Origin of the sequence: Nostoc sp. PCC 9305 (assembly GCF_963920915.1) — a bacterium.
In the GTDB taxonomy this organism is placed as follows: domain Bacteria; phylum Cyanobacteriota; class Cyanobacteriia; order Cyanobacteriales; family Nostocaceae; genus Nostoc.
Map to the genome: position 1 here is coordinate 23,579 of NZ_CAWUDN010000066.1, position 19,792 is coordinate 43,370.

Here is a 19,792-nt window from a genome sequence, read left to right on the forward strand (position 1 = left end):
ATGAGTTTTTTATATTCATAACTCTTTACTCTTAATTTTATTCCTAACTCTCCACTCTTCACTTTTTACTTCTATGGCTGTAAAAGTTTTAGTTCCTACGACTCTTCAGAGTTTTACTAATAATCAAGCTACTTTAGAATCCAGCGGTAGCACTATTGCTGAATTGTTAGATTCCTTAGAACAAAGCTTTCCTGGTATTAAATCTCGGTTGTGCGATGAACAAGGTAAGTTACGTCGGTTTGTAAATTTTTACGTCGATAGCGAAGATATCCGCCATTTAGATGGGATAAACACAACTCTTAAAGATGGCGATGAAGTAAGTATTGTCCCAGCGGTTGCCGGTGGTTAATATACAAAACACCAAATAAGGTAGAAGCCTAACTAAACAAACCTTTGCAAGATTGCTTCGTTCCCAGTATCAGGCTGGGAACGCCCGATAATAGGGTTGCTGTCTCTCTTACTCGCGGCAGAGATAATACAGCTACTATTTCCAGATGACTATAGGTGGAAACGAGATTTTTCTGCCAAATTATGGCTTAATTGGCTTAAGTTGCCATTAATAAGCAATGCCGCACAACTTATCTTGTGGGACTGGTTTTGCTTGGCTAACTATACAGCAATTATCTGAGTAATTCTTTGTTGCCAAGATTCATTGTTATCAATAGTTAAGATAATCCGCTTGTAGGATTCATCTCGCAATTCAATGGTTAAATAATTTGTCTCTCGATTTACATACCAAAACTCTTTACCCCGGTTAGTGTAATAAGTGCCAGCCTTAATCACTCCAGGAACAAAGCTACCAGGGGCACGCAATTCTCGCCAATTACTTTGGGGTTCGGTTGTTGTAACTTGTTCAATATGCGCTAGTGATATTTGCCAAAGCTTATTCAAACGAACAGCTAGTAGTTGTTCTTTAAACGTAAATTCTATCTGCAATTTATCATCAACTATACTGAGGTTCATGATGGAACTTTTCGTAAGTAATTTTTTATCTAATATTACCCGTTAAAAAAGGGCTTTTTAATGTTTTTTGCGCCCAGTTGCGTATCATTATCTGTCAATACTTAAGTTTTATAATTTATCTGCAAGTAGAATTAAAAACTAAAAGTACTACGCAGAATGCCGATAGTCACTGAGTCACTATCTGGTGTGTTTCCAGGCTGGATAAGATGAATTATACCTGGTGTAAGACTGATATTATCTGTTAGCTGAAAACGATAAAATGCCTCAATTTGAGTGGTTGTACCTGGTTGTCCACCTGCACGTCCTAAACCTGTATTGATAAAATCAGGGACATTATTTCCTATAGGTAAATCGCTACTAGTGATTTTAGGAGGTTGACCGACATAAATTCCTCCTAAATTTCCTTTAGCAAATAAATCAGGAAAATTTAGAAACACCATATAATTTGTCGTTTCTACACTTCCCGATTGCCCAGGAATATAAGATTTAGTATAACCACCCCACGCACCTGCGCTAATGCGGGGAGAAATTTGCCAAGTAAGAGTTGCACCGACGGCGTTAGTTTGTAGCGGTGCTGATTTTCCGGTAGTGGTATTAACTGTAGTTAAGCATTCATCACCAACAAAGGTTAGCAAACAACCATCTGAAGCGTAATTGTTAACGTAATATAAACTTAAATCTAGAGTATCGGTTGGTGTCAGCAGTAATTGCACACCTGTAGTGGTGGTTCCATCAAATAAACCGCTACCTTTCCCGGGATTTCCTGGTTGATAACTAGTATAAATTGCTTGCAAACTAGCGCGTTTAGCAAATTGCCAATCAATAGCTATACCACCATGACCATATCCCATATTTAAAATTGGGTTTCTTTGGGCAAAATAAGATAATGGCCCTGTTGCAGCACTTTCTACCCGATTGGGGCCTCGGAAAGCAGCTGGCATACTTACGCCTTCTGTTCCTACCATTACTGCTAATTTATCTGTCACTAGCCAATGAAAATTTAGATCGCTTACAATCAAGCTATCTGTAGGAAATTCGTAGCCAAGAAAAACATCATTCCGAGAAACGCTATTGGTAAATCTAGGTGCAGTTTTTCCGTTACCATCTAAAAGACCTGTAAACAAGTAACTACTCGGAGTGATTTGACTAGTTAAATACAGCTGCGCTAGGGAAATAACATTAATATTTGTCCCTGCATCATCTGTATCTTTTTGTCCATCTCTAGGATTAACATCACCACGATTCTTAGTTCGTCCTTGAATGCCAACTATCAGTAGTCCACTGAGTTTAGTTGTTGTTGAGAATTGGTTGGCTTCAATTTCAGCAGTTTTGGCTTCTAAATTATCGACACGACCCCGCAAAGTTGCTAATTCAGGGGCAAATTCTGACTGTAATTTTTGTAATATTACTAAATCTTCGCGAGTGACTAAATCGCTGGTGGCTGTAGCGATTAATTCGTTGACTCTATCTAAACAAGCGTTTACACCCGCAGCAAATTCATACCGAGTTAAGGCGCGATTACCGCGATAGCTGCTATCTGGATAGCCGGCTATACAACCATAACGTTCTACCAAAGACTGCAAGGCTTGGAATGCCCAATCATTGGGTTGTACGTCCTTGAGTTGAGATACCGATGTAACTTGGGACATCGGTTCTTCTGGGGAGAGGGAGGGGGATGAGGGAATAATATTATCGCCCTTAACTCCTATCTCCTGAGTAGTTTCTGGATTGATATACTCTTGTGCTAATGCTTTTTGTGCAACTCCATTTACTCCCGCAATTAGTAACCATGCGAGCATCAAGGTTTTGCGATGACTGCGGCTAATAAATCTACCTTTCAATTTTTTACACTCTGCTCACATACTTAAGTGAAGAGTGTATTCGCGATCATCTAGGGTTCACATGGGGACATTTACGGATTTTGTCCCAAATTAGACTTAATGCTTCTGGGCAACTTTTGAAAGGGCGAGTATAACAGGGTATTGGGGAATGGGGACTGGGGACTAAGAAAGAGTTTTCTCAATCCCTAATCCTCAATTCTCTAATCCCGAATCTATGGCAAATCGTTCACGCAAGCTGAAGCCAAAAGCCTCTAAACTAAATCAACCTCGTGCTGGTGCGATGAAACGCGTCGTTAAAAAACCCCAGAAAAAGCTAAAACGAGGAAGTTGGTTGTCATCAATATTAGCGATCGCAATTATCTTAAGTAGTGCTAGTCTAATTATGGCTTTTGCCTGGATTAGTGTTCTCTTCATCTTTAATCCAGACGAAGTAAGCTGGCTAAATAAAATTTTACCTGCATGGGCACAAATCCCCCTTGGTAAACACGAACGCCCCAAAACTCTCAAACAAATTCAACTCGATTTGAGTAAAAAAAACCAAATATTTGGGGAAACTCTGCCTTTACATCAGGATGTGAAAACCTCATTTTTACTACCAGTTTTTCAACAACGTGCTAATTGTCAATCTGATTGTGAAGAACTGGTGGAACTCAGGGTTTACGAGCGCTCAGTTGAGTTAGAGTTTAAATCTCAGTCAGAAAATTACTACTATCTAGCAACTCAATTACCTATAACTGGCCCAGATGAATCTTTTTTGATTTCTTCTTTACTTGATGGAACATCAGAACCCCAGGATATCAGTACTCCCCTACCTTTAACTGAAGTGCAACGCTTTGAAGGTAAGACACCATCATCAGGGGTTTGGTTTGATTTGCGGGGTAAACGCCAACAAGGAACTAGTTCTATCCGCTACGGTTACGTCGTATACTACAATCCAGAACGCACCAATTTACTACAAATGTTGTCTTGGACTAGTCCTAATGGACAATTGCCCAAATGGCAGCAGGTAACTGGTGATGGTACAAAAGAGTTAGTTGTCGATCAAACAGTAGGTTTAGAACCGCACTTACAGGTTTACCAAGTCAAACCTTTGAAGTTATTCCTCAAACCAATTCAATTGGAGGCGATTAGCCTCAAATCCTCGACCTTCAAGGATTTTGGATATCAAAGTGCCCTGTCAATTGCTCGTAGTGGATTGTGGACACCAGCTTTTGAATGGTTGAAATTCATTAAGAAACAGCGCAAAGGAGTTTTACCAGAAGCGGCGCAAGCACAAATGGATTTGATTCGCTTGCATTCTCAACTTACTAAAACCCAAGCCCAAAAGATTTGGGCAAGTCCTAGTCAAGAAGTGCTGGCAGATTTGATTGATGGTCGCTGGGAGAAAGCTTTACAGGTGTTTGAAGCGTCGCCACATAATGCCCAAGAAATTGCTACTCTACTCAAAGCTGATAAAAAACGGTTGTGGAATCGCATAGCAGCAGCTTTGCAGGTGAACCCAAATAGACGAGAGGTGCAAGCTTGGTTCGCGTTGATTTTAGCAGTTCAGCGGGGAGAAGGACATGCTAATTCTTGGTTAAAGGCGCAACCAAAAATTACCAAAGAGAATCTTGACTATATTCAAAGTCTGTTGGCAAGACTCAATGGTGAGGGTACATCGCAAATATCCTCTATTCACCCTAGTCAGATTGTTGGTACGGTGCAACCAATTACTCAAGTTACCAACACCGAATGGCTGCAACCAAATTCCCCAGCAAATTTGAAACTTACAGATAAGCAAGTTTGGTATCAGGTGGAGGTGAGTGCATTTAATGACGGGAAACGCTGGCTAAATTTCCCCTTTGAGAATTTCAACCCCCCGAAAACTAATGCCGCCAAATTTTTCTGGAAAACTTTGGGAATCACTTCTGACCCGGAAATCCAGATTGTAGTCTGGTTGCCAAATGGAGAACAAAAAATTACTATAGCCGCTATCAAAGCGGTGCAACTACGGGGTAAAGTTTTGCGCCTATTAGCTGCTGGCCCAAAAATTCCAGATAATCAAAACGATGTTCTTCAACCCAAACCTTTAGCTTTGACAAATGCAGCACTGGAATGGGTGCAACCATCTCCTATTACTCTACGAGAGCTGCATCAACAAAATCCCCTAGGGGTGAAAGTAATGCTATCGAGTCTATGGCAATCTTTACAAAAATCCGGTGAAGTTCCGGCTGGTGCTATTCCTAGCTTTGAACAGATGCAGGAAAAATTGGGTGATTGGCCCGTTCAGGTGATTGATTTAACAAATAACGCTCAATCAGAAATAATCCTGACTATCTCACCAGAAGCAATAGCATCCTTAAATCAGGGGACATCTGAAATTCAGGGAGAAAACCCAGAGCAACGCCGCGACCGGACTATAATTTTGTCTGATGTAAATAAAGTCATTTACACCGATTTTACAGGAAATTACTTACAAAGACTCTCTGCGATCGCCAAGCTTTCAGGGGTGCAATCCTTAGCTTTACTGGTAGAAAATGCTCATAACTACAGTTTGAGGCGCTGGTCAGAGAAAAATCAGCGCTTTGAATAACGCACCCCTGACTCAAATTTCCCCTTTACTCAAATTGAAATTAAAGAGGAGAAAAGCGTAGGCGTAGCCCGTCGTAGACATCGCTATCTACAAAACTGAACTTATTCTTCTTTTTGGTTGGTTTCGGCTAAACGTTGGTGCTTCAAGTTTTCCAATTGCTGCAACAGAGAGTCTACCTCTGCTTGTAAATGCATCAATTTAGCTTGCTGATCGTCTTGATAATAAGACTTGGTTAACTTACTGACCCAGGCAGTCTGGGACTCGCGATCGGAAACACTAGATAAATAAGTAGGCATCGCTAATTAAATCCACTATTTAACTCACACCATTAGAAATATTATAATAATGCTCTTTTAAGCTTTATTACATTATTGTATATTTTCAATCAATTACTCTAATGGATTTTGGGTTCAATCATAAAAGACGGTGATTAGAATGGCTGTGTTCCAAAAAAACACTGACCCAAGTATGTAAAGCTTCCTTCCACTAGACGCTACTTAGGAATAGTTAATTTATAGTTTGTCAATTATGGTTGTACAAATGATTATCGCCGTTTTTAGGGAATTTACGCAAGAAATTATATGTAGACTATATCAAGAATTACGCTAAATTATGAAAAAACGTAGGGCGAAGCACTTGCACTTGGTGCAGTATCTCGTAGAAAGGGAGGTAGAAGGATATTCTCAAAAAGAGACAGCCTCTTAAGTATTTTCCTATCTTCACTGAAGCGAATAGGGTAGGAAAATCCACTGATATACTTGACTAAACGAAGGCACTAAAAGCGGCTTTAACCACGGATAAATCAGAACTTCAGAGAGTGATGAGGTAAGTCTGTGAATAGGGAATAGAAAAAAAGGATAGATACGTACTGAGTCTTTTTCAAAAGTCAAATAAGAGTTCTATAGATTTACAGATGACTTTTCACCTCGTCAGTATCCTCTAAGCTAATTTGTTGAAGCGAAGGTCGCCGTGGCGGTTTATGATAAATTAACGTTCTAAATAAAATAGCAAGTGAAACGCCTGCACCACAAATAATATTCTTAACAAGATTCTTTTGGATTAGGGAACTCTGAATCGGCAACTGGTAACGAAAAATCTACTTTCTTGCTCTTTCCATTTTGCACTTCCCGATCCTACCCTTTCTAAATATCCAATCCTTACATTAAGAAATTTTAAATCCCGTGACTTTGAGCCTGTCTGTTGCTACATCTCATCGCCAACCCTGGCCCGGACTGATAGAAGCCTATCGCGAATACTTGCCTGTCAGCGAAGAAACACCGATTGTCACTCTATTGGAGGGCAACACACCTCTAATACCAGCGCCAGCGATCGCAGAACGCATTGGCAGACAAGTACGGGTGTTTGTAAAATATGATGGTCTGAATCCCACCGGCAGCTTCAAAGACCGGGGGATGACTATGGCAATTTCCAAGGCCAAGGAAGCAGGGGCAAAAGCAGTAATTTGTGCCAGCACGGGCAACACCTCAGCCGCCGCCGCCGCTTATGCCAGACGGGGAGGCATGAATGCCTTTGTACTGATTCCCGACGGTTATGTGGCGCTGGGCAAATTAGCTCAAGCGTTGTTGTACGGCGCAGAAGTATTGGCAATTAAAGGTAATTTTGATCAAGCGCTAGAAATTGTCCGCGAGATGGCCGAAAGCTATCCGATCACTTTGGTGAATTCAGTCAATCCCTACCGCCTAGAAGGACAGAAAACAGGAGCCTTTGAAATTGTTGATGCATTGGGTGATGCACCAGACTGGTTGTGTATTCCCGTGGGAAATGCGGGAAATATCACAGCATATTGGATGGGATTTTGTCAATATCATCAAGCCAGAAAGTGCGATCGCTTACCCAAGATGATGGGATTTCAAGCCGCAGGAGCAGCCCCCTTGGTACACGGTCAGCCAGTGGCGCATCCTGAAACTCTAGCGACAGCAATTCGTATTGGCAACCCTGCAAGTTGGGAGTTAGCGATCGCAGCCCAAACCGCCAGTCAGGGAAATTTCCACGCCGTTACCGATGCCGAAATTCTCGACGCTTATCGACTTTTGGCAGCATCAGAAGGTATCTTCTGCGAACCTGCTAGCGCCGCTTCTGTTGCTGGGTTGTTGCAGGTGAAAGACCAAGTTCCCACAGGAGCGACAGTCGTTTGTGTTCTCACAGGCAATGGTCTAAAAGACCCAGATACAGCCATTAAACACAATCACAGTCAATTTCAACAAGGTATCGCGGCAGAACTGGGCGCAGTAGCTGAGGCAATGGGATTTTAAAGCATTGGGCATGGGGCATTGGGCATGGGGCATTGGGCATTGGGCATTGGTTATTTCTCCCTTATGCTCCCCTGCTCCTCTGATCCCCTACTCCCCCTTTCTCCCTGCCCCTGCTCGTTCGTGTGCCAAACTATCAATAGCATCACCCAAAGCAGTAGTCAGGTTATTGCGGCTTTGGGCGTGATTATCCTGCTCAGTTTTCAAAGCTTGCAAGAGGCGATCGCGTTCTTTAATCGCGGCGATCAGTTTAGCTTGCAAGTCTTCCACAGATTTTAGCTGTTCTATTTCTTGTTGCATCGCTACTGGTGTCCCAGCAGCCAGTGTATCTACTTCAAAACCTTGGAGTTTATGCAGTTCTGCCTTGAGGGAGGCGATCGTCTGTTGGGAAAGTTGGGCATCTGTACGGCGTTGTTCTGCTTCTGTGTTGTAAAGCTGACGCCATTTTTGGGCACTTTCCCAAGCTGTATCGCGCTCGTGTTGCAGCTGTGCCATCTGCTCTTTGATTACCTGGATTTCTGTCAACCACTGTTGTGTTAAATCTTCATTCATAGATTAATAGTCATTAGTTAGGAACTCTCCCCCACTTCCCACTCGGTATTCTTGCGGTAGAAAGATAGATGCGATCGCTACGCAAAATTTAGCACAGTAGTTAATCAACCCAACCAGTTTTAACTCTAAATTATGCCAAAGCCTCGTTTTTTTCGCTTCTTTCGCCATCTCAATTGGCGCACGATTAAAAAAACTTTTTCCAGAACAATCGAAAGGCGACTTTTTGGACTCGCCTCGGAAATCGCCTTTAATGCCATGTTATCGCTGTTTCCAGCAATTCTTGCTATCATCACAGCCATTGGCTTATTGGCAGAATCTTTACAAAATACCTTTAAACAACTGGCGGCACAACTAAGTCAAGTCCTACCCGAACAAGCCCTGAATCTGATTCGTGATTTTGCTACCGCAGAAATTACTAATTCCAAAAACAGTGGTTTATTTTCTCTAAGCTTTGTATTAGCAATTTGGACTGCTTCGGGGGCGGTGAGTACCGCAATGACAGCCCTCGATCAAATCCATCAAATTCCCTCAGAAAACATCCGCCCTTTTTGGAAAGCCAAACTTGTCTCTCTGGGATTAACAGTTGGGACTATGTTGCTTTTAGTATTGGCTTCTTTCTCAGTGTTTACCAGCGACTGGCTTTTGAGAATAGTAGTGCGCGAAAATAGTTCTTTAATCTTTTTGTTGCATCTTTGGCTACTGTTACGCTGGCCTTTAGCTTTAAGCATTGTTGCTGTTGCCTTTGGCTTTGTCTATCGCTATGGCCCAAGCAAGTGGAACTCAGGCACGCCAATGATGCCTGGAGCAATTTTAGCAGCTGTTTTTTGGGCAATATTGTCTGCTCTATTTCGGCTGTATGTGGCGAATTTTGGCAATTATAATAAAGTATATGGTGCTGTAGGAGCTGTGATAGTTTTAATGCTCTGGCTGTCAATGAGCGCCGCTGTTCTGTTAATTGGCGATCAGTTGAATGTGACTGTCGGTGAAGATATGCGCTTAAAAGCCCAATCGCAATCGAAAGTAAAATATTATTCGTAAATCCCTGAGAAAATGATTGCAAAAGCTCAGTAGGGGAGTAAAATATCTAACGATTCAATACAAAGTTAGCGATCGCCTCCATGCCTGATTCTCCTCTTCGATTTTCGATGATTGAACCTGATGCCAAAGCACCTACCTTGAAGCGCCTGCGTCAGTTAAGTCGGTTGCTGGATAATGTTATTACCATTCCTGGTACAAAGATTGGTTTTGGTTTAGATCCAATTTTAGGACTCATACCGATTGGTGGTGATTTTTTGGGAATAATGTTTTCTAGCTACATTATTCTAGAAGCAGCACGGCTAGGCGTATCTAGAGCCACTCTAGGTAAAATGGTTTTGAACGTAATCATTGATGGCTTGGTAGGCGCTGTCCCAGTTTTGGGAGACTTTTTTGATTTTGCCTGGAGAGCTAACACTAATAATATTAAGCTCTTGGAAGAATACTTAAAGTTTCCCAGCGAGCAAAAGAGTGCAGACAGATGGTTTATCTTTGCCGTTTTGGCTGGATTATTGCTCATCTCCATTGTCTTAGTAGCATTGCCCGTGATTCTAATTAGAATCCTGTGGAGCGCCTTTACAGGCGGTTAAATTGTTTATTGATAAAAGAATGAAAGATTGGTGGCAAGCTACTTTTCCCAAAGGTCGGCAAAGTCTAGTTATTACTGATGCTAAAGGTTATCCTATACAAATTGCTTATGGCGAAAAAGGTAGAGGTAAACCGCTAATTTTGTTACATGGAATGGGGAGTTGGAGCTACAATTGGCGCCACAGTGTAGCAGCATTATCTAAACATTACCGAGTAATTTGTTTTGATGCCAAAGGTTTTGGTTTTTCTGAAAAACCATTGGCTCGTAAAGAACACAACGGTCATCAAGTTATTGAGTTTCAAAGAATTATTCAGGCATTATGTGACGAACCCGCAGTGATTGTGGCAGAATCTCTGGGGGGATTAGTTGCCCTTGCTCTTGCTCAAGAAAACCCACAGTTAATTGGACGGCTTATAGTAGTAAACGTGCCTGTTTTTGCCGAACAGCTACCCCATTGGTCTATGTGGTTGCTTGCCAAAACGCCCTTAGAAGTAATGCAAACAATTGACTCCTTACGTCTGGCATATTTGTTTGCACCTCTATTTAGAGAAGTTATGGCAATAGAAAGACGTGGGGTATTATTCGATCCATCAATTTTGACGCAGGAAGATATCTATTGGATAACTTACCCGTTTACTGAATTGCCTGGTACGATCGCAAAAGTTGCCGAAGAGTTACAAATAGCCGCGCGAGAAATCGAGAATTGGCAAGCAAATAAGCCAAATATGCTCACCAAAATTCAAAATAACCTGAGTGCAATTAAGTGTCCCACACTAGTTTTGTGGGGTGAGCAAGATAGTTGGTTTCCTGCTAGTCATGGTAAAAAATTACATCAACATATCCTCAATTCCAAATTACAGATTTTATCTAACTGTTGTCATGATGCCTCAACTGGGGCTTCTGAGGTGTTGAATAAAACGATTCTTGAGTTTTTACAAGATACTAACTTCTAAAGAAGAATTCATATTTTAATGGGAATATCCAAATCTACCAAAACACTTCACAATGACGTGCGAGTGTTTCAACAATAATTACGAATTACGAATTACGAATTACGAATTAGATAAAAAGAGAGTGGGAGGAAGCATATCAGTCAGCTTTCAAACTCCCACTCTACCATTTGCTGCTGAAGTGAACAGGAATGTATACAGACGTTACCCGTTACTTGGGGGCTAATGCGTAGTTTAACAACAACGCCTGCACGCATTGAATATTCCTGTTGCAGCAAATGCCAAACCTGATTATTGAATTTATTTACTGAGATAAATACTCTGCAAATAATTGTTAGAGATAGCTTTTTGTTTTTGTAACCCACTTAGTAAATAGTGTTTTACAAAATAAATTTGCTTAGGTAGTAGCCCCTGATAATCAAACCCTTGAAGTCGTTTATCTTCATACAATTTAACTTGAATTATCAAAAGCTGGTTGCCATTTTGGCAAGTTTTTAAATTTCCTAATTTGCTCATATCTAACTTTTTAAAAGCGGTTTAACCACTATATAGCGAATAAATTATTCGTACATAACAAGATTCCCGACTTCTTAGAGAAAGTCGGGAATCTAAACCAAGCTAATTGGCAAAAAGTGTTAATTTAACGGGGTTTTACTTTACCGTAATATTAATACTGGCGTAAAATGGCAGACAATGAACTATTTTTACGAAGATCCATCAAGTCTGCTAAAGGTTCTGTGCGCGTATCCAGGTGGTGTTTGTGTTCTGCTGGGAGAACAGTTACCAGATGCTTTGTTTTAGGTTGCATCTGCATAAGGGGCATTAGTTGTGGCTGTGGCACAAAAATTGGCTGACTCTTGGGAAGATTTGGTTCCAATTTTTGGTGATGCTTCTGTGCCAAGCGTACCTGATGGCGATTAACCTGCTTTTGAACTTTTTGCGGTTGCTTGGTGCGGTTAAGCACTCGGAAAATCAGCAAAGAACCACCACCACAGCTGAGAACGATCGCAGCAATCATCCATAAAGGTGTAGGATTGCTATTCTCAGAGGGCGGACTGATTGGTTCTTCAACTATAACTGGGATTTTTTCTGGTTCTTCTTGTGGCACGGGGCCAGCATTACCTAAGCTATATAAGGCAAAGGTGCCACCTCCCAGAAACATGGCTAAACACCCAGTCAACAATAGCCAAGGATGATGTGCAACCAGATATATCAGAACATTCGAGCTGTTTCTTAGTCTCGATTTCCTGTTTGTCAGCTCTGGAGTAGCCCTTTTTAATTGGGTTCGCTCGCGCTGTACACTCTGACTTTTTTCCATGATTACTTTCAGATTTGTACCCCTCTAGTCAATAAATTGTACTGGAGGAGTCAAGCATCAGGTATCCGTAACAAAGTTCAGATTTTAGTAGCTTTTTTGTAAAACATAAGCTACAAAATCTGGCTAAATTTTGCCAAAGTTCTGTATTTATTGTGACTTTTCGCCGTAATAATCTAAAATCAGTTCGCTTATTTCCTCTGTCAGCTAGGAGAATGCCTTTCAAGAGCAAGTTGAATTAACCGATCGACTAATTCTGGAAAGGGGACTCCACTATGTGCCCAGAGTTGAGGATACATACTCGTCGCAGTAAAGCCTGGTAACGTATTTATTTCGTTAATAAATACTTCTTGTGTTGCTTCCACATAGAAAAAATCTACCCTTGCTAAACCAGCAGCGTCAACAGCGGCAAAAGCTTGCAAAGCCATGTCCTGAATTTGACGAGCGATCACATCTGGAAGCTGGGCGGGGATCAGTAAATCTGCCCGACCCTCAGTATATTTAGTTTCATAATCATAAAAATCGCTGTCATAAGTAATCTCTCCAATGACAGAGGCTTGGGGTTGATCGTTACCTAAAACGGCACACTCAACTTCTCTAGCGACTACCCCAGCTTCTACAACTAATCGGCGATCGTAACTGGCAGCACTATCTAAAGCGGCTTCTAATTCTTGGCGCGATCGCACTTTGGCAATACCCACTGATGAACCCAAATTAGCAGGCTTGACAAAAGCTGGATAACCTAATGTTGCCTCAATTTCATCACACAGTTTCGGAAATACGCACGGATTAGACCAAACCTGCGATCTAGTTACCGCTTTATATTTTACCTGTGCTAGCCCCGCTTGCTCAAAAGCCATTTTCATGGCAATTTTATCCATTCCCATTGCCGAACCTAACACCCCAGAACCAACAAAAGGGACTTGCATCAAAGTCAGTAACCCTTGAATTGTTCCATCTTCACCGTTGGGGCCGTGAAGGATGGGAAACCAAACATCTACTTGGGCAACTTGAGAGGGAGATTGCCACTTACTCAGGGTTTGGGCTTGAGGGTTGGATGTCAGATTTCCAACAGATGTTGATTCTGCCGATTCCAGTAGCGGACTGCCGCTTGCTAAAACCTTTTCGGGTGCTTCTCCTGCTAGCCAGCGACCATCTTTTTGGATGTAGAAAGGCAGGATTTCGTACTTATTAGCATTTTCTCCTGCACTCAACGCCTTAGCGATCGCCCCTGCTGATTTGATTGAAACTTCATGTTCTCCCGAACGACCGCCAAACAGTAACCCCACCCGCAGCTTAGTCATTTTCGGTTCCTCGACACTTCTCAAGCAGATAGCGTATCACAACCTACAAAAATTGCCATATTTTTCTAGATTATTTTATTCCCTGTTCAAACCCTGCCCTCCATTTCTCACAGGCTTGAGGGGAAGAAGGGGCAGAGGGGAAAAACTTACTGCAACTGCTCCTCTGTCCTCTGCCTCTCTGCCTCTCTGCCTCCAATTAAAACAATCGTGTTGTCAGCTACAGTTATATTCCAGGAGAATGGGCAACAATATTGATAACTAACTAGAAATGCAGCCCTACCTGTAAAAGATGCTGCCGTTTCATGAAACCCAGAATTATTGTTTGTGGCTTAGGACGTACCGGATATAAAACCTTTCGTCTGCTGAGACACCAGGGAGCCTTCGTTGTTGGCATTCATCACCAATCTATCCCTGGCGAAACAGCAGGAGATGTGATTGTTGGAGATTTACAAGCAGCTTCTACCCTGACAGCAGCAGGCATTCAACAGGCGCACACTTTAGTCATCGCTGGTTCTAAAGATGCTCTGAATTTATCTATTATGATGCAAGCGCGGGTGCTGAATCCCCAGATTCGGATTATCAACCGTTTTTATAATACAAATTTAGGAGAGCGCCTAGATCAAAGTTTGCCAGACCATTTGAGTATGAGTGTTGTCGGATTAGCAGCACCCGTATTTACCTTTGCAGCGCTGGGAAACCGAGCGATCGGACAAATCAAATTATTTCAGCAAACTTGGCCAATTCACGAAGAATATATCGATGAAAACCACTTCTGGAGAGGTTTAAAGCTGAGTGAATTGTGGTCAGACCGATCGCGGATGCTAATTTATTACTTACCAGTCAAAGGTGAGATGGATTTGGTATCAGGGGTTATATCTGGCCAAGAAATCCAAGTAGGCGATCGCTTAATTATAGGCACACAACCCCGCATCCGTTCTCCCCGGCGATCGTTGATTAGAAAACTGCTGAAAGTTATGACTAATTTTAGGCAGTTTCAGGAACACGGGCGATCGGTAGTGGTGGGTGCAATAGCACTATTGACGGTTATTGCGATCGCTACATTCACCTATATGTCGGCTGAGTTGAGTTTGTCTCCTGTCGATGCTCTATATTTTTCTGTAGGCATGATTACAGGAGCGGGTGGAAATGACAAAGTAGTAGAAAATGCTCCTAACAGTATTAAGTTATTTACTGTTGTGATGATGCTGGTTGGAGCAGTGGTGATTGGCATTTGGTATGCCATGCTCACCGATTTTGTCTTAGGAAGCCGCTTTAAGCAATTTTGGGATGCAGCCCGAATTCCCCAGCGATCGCACTACATTGTCTGTGGCTTAAGTGGTATTGGGGTAAGAATTGTCCAGCAACTCCACGCCAGCGGACATGAAGTTGTAGTAGTTGAACCCGACTCCAACAATAAATATATCAACACCGCCCGCGAACTGGGTATTCCCGTCATTCAGGGCGATGCCAGCTTCCGCACAATACTTAAAGCCAGCAATATAGAGTCTGCCGCCGCAGTGCTGGCTGTTACTAGCAATGATGCTACCAATCTGGAAATTGCCCTCAAAGCCAAAGGTTTAACACCCACCATTCCGGTGATTGTTCATTATGCCGATCCTGATTTTGCTGGCATAGCGCAACAGCTATTTGGCTTCGAGGCCGTACTGAGTCCGGCTGAACTAGCAGCCCCAGCTTTTGCCGCCGCTGCACTAGGGGGACGCATCCTTGGTAATGGCATCACAGCCGATAGTCTTTGGGTGGCTTTTGCGACTGTGATTACAGCTTCACACGTCTTTTGCGGTCAATGGGTGAAAGATGTAGCGATGTCTGCTGATTGTGTACCTTTATACGTAGAAACAAATCACCAAACTCTTCATGGTTGGGATTTACTAGAAACTAATCTCGGTGATGGTGATGTTTTATATATGACCATGCCAGCAACGCGGCTATATCAATTATGGCGGGGCGAGCAAGTTTGCGAATCACACGCTTAAATAATTCGTAATTCGTAATTCGTAATTCGTAATTCGTAATTAAGATACACAAAATATTCTTATCTGCTCCCCTGCCCCCTTGCTCCCCGCTCCCATTTATTTGTTAACTACTCGTTGTTGATATTCTTGCTCAGTAATCATATCAAGAGTATTCTCTAAGCGATCAACAAATACGATACCGTCGAGATGGTCATATTCGTGTTGAAAAATCCGAGCGATAAAATCGGTTAATTCTTGTTTTTGTAAGTTGCCTTGAGAGTCAGTGTATTCCACTTCAATAGATTTATAGCGAGGAACTAACCCCCTAATTCCAGGAACACTTAAACAACCTTCCCAATCTTTGACAACTTCAGTTGAATGAGCAATGATTTTGGGATTAATCATGGCAGTAGGTTCCATTTCCGGGGCGTTGGGATACCTGGTATTAGGACGAGAAGCTACAATAAATAAACGATAAGATTGTGCTACTTGAGGCGCAGCAATTCCCACGCCGTTAGCTTTGGCAACAGTGGCGATTAAATCTTCAATTAATTTTTGAATCTGCTCATCTTGGATATTCTCAACCCAAGCAGCTTTTTGGCGCAATGTTGGATTGCCTAATTGAATTATTGGCGCTAATTCAGTCATGATAAAGCTCCTTTAGGTAATGGGGCATTGGGCATTGGGCATGGGGCATTGGGCATTGGAAGTAGGGAAATTTTTATAACTTCTAACTCCTAACTCCTAACTCCTAACTTCATCCTTCACGTCTAACTGGCAAAGGAGCAGGTTGAACTCCTACTTGGACAATTTGCCCATTGCGTTCCACTTCTATGGGTAATTTAGTACCGATTTTGCTCTTTTCTACTAGCTTTTGTACTTCTTCAATTTTAGTAACAGGCTGATTATTAATGCTTTTAATCACATCACCGACTCGTAATCCAGCTACAGATGCAGGCGATCGCGGCACAATCTCAACCAGCAAAACGCCGTCATCTGCTGTAAGATTTAAGCGATCGCCTGCTCTATTTTTTATTCTTTCTTTAATATCTGGTGTCAATGTCACCATCTGCACACCCAAATAAGGATGATCCACCTTACCTTTAGCGATTAATTCTTGGGCAATCCTTTGCACGGTGTTAATGGGTATAGCAAATCCCAAGCCTTGAGCGCCTCGGATAATCGCTGTATTCATTGCAATCACTTGACCGCGAGCATTGAGCAATGGCCCGCCAGAATTACCAGGGTTAATAGCAGCATCCGTTTGGATGTAATCAACCCGCTTGTCACTTGCACCGATATCGCTACTAGAACGCCCTGTAGCACTAATAATTCCAGATGTGACGGTATTATTCAAGCCTAATGGATTACCAATGGCAATTACAGCCTCTCCTGGTTGTAACGCATCGGAGTTACCCACAGCTAGAGTTGGCAGATTATTCGCATTAATTTTGATCGTTGCCACATCCGTTACCGGGTCTTCACCCAAAACTTTCCCATCAAAAGTCCGGCCATCTTTGAGTATAACAGTCACTCTATCAGCACCATCTACCACATGGGCATTGGTAACAATTTGACCGGAAGAATTAATAATAAATCCAGAGCCACTACCGCGCTCTACCCGTTGTCTAGGCTGTGGGCTTCCCTCTCCAAAAAAACGCCGGAAAAATGGATCGTTAAATTCGTCTGGTACGCGAGAAGTGATTGTGCGGGAAGAATCAATCCGAACTACCGCAGGCCCCACCTGTTGCACTACTTTCACGACAAAATTAGGATCTCCAGACGAAGAGAAAATCGGCGGGGGGACAATTACCGGATTAGGTTGTGTTGTGTTTTGGGCTTGAGTATCGCTTTGCTGATTATCAACAGTCCTAGCAGGTAGAAGAGAGCAGCTCCCTAAGAACACCACTGCTACCCCGTATGAGAGCATCCACAACCTCTGGGGTAAACCCCTAGTTTTAATTTTTTTGGGTGCTGAGTGATGGTTTGTTATCTTCATGTATCGTTGCTTCTCCCTTGTCAGTCAGTGGATGTTAGGATCTTGCCTACTGGGTATGTCCCAAAATGGTTACAACTTAAAAGCTTATTTTAGGTCTAGCGTGTCTCAATGCTAAATTAGTGCTTTCTCTTCTATTGTGACGATTAGCAGCAAAGGTGGTGGATAATGGAAATTCCCATAGAAAGTCTGTGGAGTCAGGTACTAGAGCGCCTAAAGCTTGAACTATCCCGACCCACCTTTGAAACTTGGATCAAAACTGCTAGTGCAGAGCGATTAGAAAATAATTGTTTGGTTATCCGCACTCCTAACCCATTTGCTCGTAACTGGTTACAGAAGTATTACATCAATACTATTGCTCATGTAGTCCAAGATATTCTTGGTCATCCTGTGGGAATTTACATTACTGTTGCTCAAGGTGATGAAGTTGCTCATTTTAGTGAACGAGAGGTTGCTTGGGAATCACCAAATTCCAGCAGTATTTCTGAAGCTGTCCCTAATCGCAATCATAAAACTACTGACTTAAACTCTAAATATGTCTTTTCACGATTTGTAGTTGGTGCTAACAATCGGATGGCTCATGCTGCTTCTTTGGCAGTTGCAGAATCTCCGGGTAAAGAGTTTAATCCTTTATTTTTATGCGGTGGTGTCGGCTTGGGTAAAACTCATCTGATGCAAGCTATTGGTCATTATCGCTATGCAATCTCTCCTAATTGTAAAATATTTTATGTTTCTACTGAGCAGTTTACTAATGATTTAATTACAGCCATCCGTAAGGATAGTATGCAAAGTTTTCGAGAGCATTATCGTGCGGCTGATGTTTTATTAGTAGATGATATTCAGTTTCTTGAGGGGAAGGAATATACCCAAGAGGAATTCTTTTATACTTTTAATACTTTACATGAAGCTGGTAAACAAGTTGTCATTGCTTCCGACCGTCCGCCTAACCAGATTCCTAGCTTGCAGGAACGTCTTTGTTCTCGGTTTTCTATGGGCTTAATTGCCGATATCCAAAAGCCGGATTTAGAAACGAGAATGGCAATTTTGCAGAAAAAGGCTGAGGATGAAAATATTAGTCTTCCCCGCGATGTAATTGAGTATATAGCTTCTAACTACACTTCTAATATTCGAGAATTAGAAGGAGCTTTAATTCGGGCGGTGGCTTATATTTCTATTTGGGGTTTACCGATGACGGTGGAAAATATCACACCAGTTTTAGAACCGCCTAACGAAAAAATGGCAGCTACCCCAGAAGCAATTTTAAAGGTTGTGGCGGATAATTTTGATGTTTCAATAGATGACCTCAAAAGTAACTCACGCCGAAGAGAGATTAGCTGGGCGCGTCAACTAGGAATGTATCTGATGCGCCAACACACGGCTTTGAGTTTGCCGAGAATTGGAGAGGAGTTTGGTGGTAAAGACCATACAACGGTAATCTATAGTTGCGATAAAATTAATCAACTCCAGGAGAGCGATCGCACTTTAGCACAAACAATCCGCCAACTGAGCGATCGCATCAATATGACTAGCCGTTCTCAAAAACCATCCTGAAGATTTATTTGAAGTTTTCCACAAGCAGTAGTCTGAATTATGAGTTTTGATGACTGAAGAATTAGTCAAGAATATTAAGTAACGTCTAAAAATTGATTAAATTTAACTTAGATTGTGCAAAAAACTGGGGAAAACTTGATATTCTACAGTGAAAATTTAATTGAGTATAATTACCTTGTGGAAAAACTCAAGTACTTTTCCACAAGTTTTCCACAAGGTAAACTTGCCTAATCATATATGATTTCAACAACAATTGTGGCAAGTTTTCCGCAATTTATTGGCACCCTTTTCGATGCTCATCCCCTTCCCATCGAGTCCGCAAAACCCATTCCTGAGCATCTTCATCCAATAGCGGATAGGATACCATACCCTTTAAATCGCTCCATTTGTGTTTTGGTTGCGCTTGAATGATATGTTTCTTCATAACGCTCCACTAAATGCCCATTACCGTCAATTGCTCGTCTGGAGTTAATTGCTCAATCTCGCTTAAAAATTTTTCAAGTGATGGACTCATCAACTTAACTCTTATCAACTTCTGTAAATCTTAGCTTCTTTAACTCTTGGATATATCCCATCAAGGGTTGCAAGTGCATAACTCTTTTGAGACTAACTCAAAATAGGTCAGCAAGGTATCGGCTAGAACTACGGTACAGCGCCGTTATATATGTCAAAGCTGTTTATAGGCTGGCTTTCACGTTAATTTGACACCTTTGAACATGTTGTGCGCCTACGATTATCTGTACCTCACCTTGGCGTAGCCTCTGTCTGCGACACGCTGCGCGAACGTAGAGAAGTTACAATAGACCTCTTGCAAAAGTCTCTAACACCCACCCCCAACCCCTCCCCGCAAGCGGCTATCCATTACCCGCATCTTTCTTAAC

The 19,792-nt window shown here is 42.1% G+C and carries 17 protein-coding genes; 8 read left to right on the forward strand and 9 right to left on the reverse strand.

Features of this window, described 5'->3' with window-relative positions:
- Positions 1–73: 73 nt before the first annotated feature.
- Entirely contained in the window at positions 74–349 is a 276-nt protein-coding gene (locus tag ACM0OX_RS22720) for a ubiquitin-like small modifier protein 1 (protein ID WP_292722931.1), read from the forward strand.
- Between the two features lie 260 nt (positions 350–609).
- Here ACM0OX_RS22720 and ACM0OX_RS22725 read toward each other — a convergent pair whose 3' ends face one another.
- The gene (locus ACM0OX_RS22725) at positions 610–963 is read right to left on the reverse strand and encodes a hypothetical protein (protein WP_414517250.1); all 354 of its coding nucleotides are present in this window, start codon (positions 961–963) and stop codon (positions 610–612) included.
- A gap of 131 nt (positions 964–1,094) precedes the next feature.
- Positions 1,095–2,762 carry an iron uptake porin gene (locus tag ACM0OX_RS22730; RefSeq protein WP_414517268.1) on the reverse strand — a complete coding sequence of 556 codons (1,668 nt, stop codon included), beginning with the start codon at positions 2,760–2,762 and terminating at the stop codon, positions 1,095–1,097.
- A gap of 256 nt (positions 2,763–3,018) precedes the next feature.
- Here ACM0OX_RS22730 and ACM0OX_RS22735 point away from each other — a divergent pair, with 256 nt between their 5' ends.
- Positions 3,019–5,376 (forward strand): hypothetical protein, encoded by a 2,358-nt coding sequence (locus ACM0OX_RS22735; protein WP_414517251.1) that lies wholly within the window; start codon positions 3,019–3,021, stop codon positions 5,374–5,376.
- A 101-nt stretch (positions 5,377–5,477) separates the two neighbouring features.
- Here ACM0OX_RS22735 and ACM0OX_RS22740 read toward each other — a convergent pair whose 3' ends face one another.
- Positions 5,478–5,672 carry a hypothetical protein gene (locus tag ACM0OX_RS22740; RefSeq protein ID WP_194041136.1) on the reverse strand — a complete coding sequence of 65 codons (195 nt, stop codon included), beginning with the start codon at positions 5,670–5,672 and terminating at the stop codon, positions 5,478–5,480.
- A gap of 885 nt (positions 5,673–6,557) precedes the next feature.
- On the opposite strand from ACM0OX_RS22740, the gene thrC reads away from it, so the two are divergent.
- Positions 6,558–7,649, forward strand: coding sequence for a threonine synthase (gene thrC, locus ACM0OX_RS22745; RefSeq protein ID WP_414517253.1), 1,092 nt, complete (start codon positions 6,558–6,560; stop codon positions 7,647–7,649).
- Between the two features lie 87 nt (positions 7,650–7,736).
- Here the strand turns inward: thrC and ACM0OX_RS22750 are convergent, their stop codons facing one another.
- Complete coding sequence (locus tag ACM0OX_RS22750; RefSeq protein ID WP_414517254.1) at positions 7,737–8,198, reverse strand: hypothetical protein; 462 nt, start codon at positions 8,196–8,198, stop codon at positions 7,737–7,739.
- 132 nt (positions 8,199–8,330) lie between these two features.
- Between ACM0OX_RS22750 and ACM0OX_RS22755 the strand changes: the two genes are divergently transcribed.
- From ACM0OX_RS22755 to ACM0OX_RS22765, 3 genes are all read left to right on the forward strand, one after another.
- Positions 8,331–9,236, forward strand: a complete 906-nt coding sequence (locus tag ACM0OX_RS22755; protein ID WP_414517255.1) for a YihY/virulence factor BrkB family protein — start codon at positions 8,331–8,333, stop codon at positions 9,234–9,236.
- Positions 9,237–9,316: 80 nt separating this feature from the next.
- Positions 9,317–9,823, forward strand: coding sequence for a DUF4112 domain-containing protein (locus ACM0OX_RS22760; RefSeq protein ID WP_414517256.1), 507 nt, complete (start codon positions 9,317–9,319; stop codon positions 9,821–9,823).
- A gap of 19 nt (positions 9,824–9,842) precedes the next feature.
- The gene (locus tag ACM0OX_RS22765; protein ID WP_414517258.1) at positions 9,843–10,775 is read left to right on the forward strand and encodes an alpha/beta fold hydrolase; all 933 of its coding nucleotides are present in this window, start codon (positions 9,843–9,845) and stop codon (positions 10,773–10,775) included.
- 664 nt (positions 10,776–11,439) lie between these two features.
- Here the strand turns inward: ACM0OX_RS22765 and ACM0OX_RS22770 are convergent.
- Entirely contained in the window at positions 11,440–11,952 is a 513-nt protein-coding gene (locus ACM0OX_RS22770; protein ID WP_414517259.1) for a hypothetical protein, read from the reverse strand.
- Between the two features lie 338 nt (positions 11,953–12,290).
- On the reverse strand, positions 12,291–13,391 hold the full coding sequence (locus ACM0OX_RS22775) for a D-alanine--D-alanine ligase family protein (protein WP_414517260.1): 1,101 nt from the start codon (positions 13,389–13,391) through the stop codon (positions 12,291–12,293).
- A 302-nt stretch (positions 13,392–13,693) separates the two neighbouring features.
- On the opposite strand from ACM0OX_RS22775, the gene ACM0OX_RS22780 reads away from it, so the two are divergent.
- Positions 13,694–15,385, forward strand: coding sequence for an NAD-binding protein (locus tag ACM0OX_RS22780; RefSeq protein WP_414517261.1), 1,692 nt, complete (start codon positions 13,694–13,696; stop codon positions 15,383–15,385).
- 96 nt (positions 15,386–15,481) lie between these two features.
- Here the strand turns inward: ACM0OX_RS22780 and def are convergent, their stop codons facing one another.
- Both def and ACM0OX_RS22790 read right to left on the reverse strand, forming a co-directional pair.
- Positions 15,482–16,012 carry a peptide deformylase gene (def, locus tag ACM0OX_RS22785; RefSeq protein ID WP_414517262.1) on the reverse strand — a complete coding sequence of 177 codons (531 nt, stop codon included), beginning with the start codon at positions 16,010–16,012 and terminating at the stop codon, positions 15,482–15,484.
- 109 nt (positions 16,013–16,121) lie between these two features.
- Positions 16,122–17,363 (reverse strand): HhoA/HhoB/HtrA family serine endopeptidase, encoded by a 1,242-nt coding sequence (locus tag ACM0OX_RS22790; protein ID WP_414517263.1) that lies wholly within the window; start codon positions 17,361–17,363, stop codon positions 16,122–16,124.
- A gap of 165 nt (positions 17,364–17,528) precedes the next feature.
- On the opposite strand from ACM0OX_RS22790, the gene dnaA reads away from it, so the two are divergent.
- Positions 17,529–18,911: a chromosomal replication initiator protein DnaA gene (dnaA, locus tag ACM0OX_RS22795; RefSeq protein ID WP_414517264.1), complete on the forward strand. Its 1,383-nt coding sequence runs from the start codon at positions 17,529–17,531 to the stop codon at positions 18,909–18,911.
- 274 nt (positions 18,912–19,185) lie between these two features.
- Here the strand turns inward: dnaA and ACM0OX_RS22800 are convergent, their stop codons facing one another.
- Positions 19,186–19,335: a hypothetical protein gene (locus ACM0OX_RS22800; RefSeq protein WP_414517265.1), complete on the reverse strand. Its 150-nt coding sequence runs from the start codon at positions 19,333–19,335 to the stop codon at positions 19,186–19,188.
- Between the last annotated feature and the right edge of the window lie 457 nt (positions 19,336–19,792).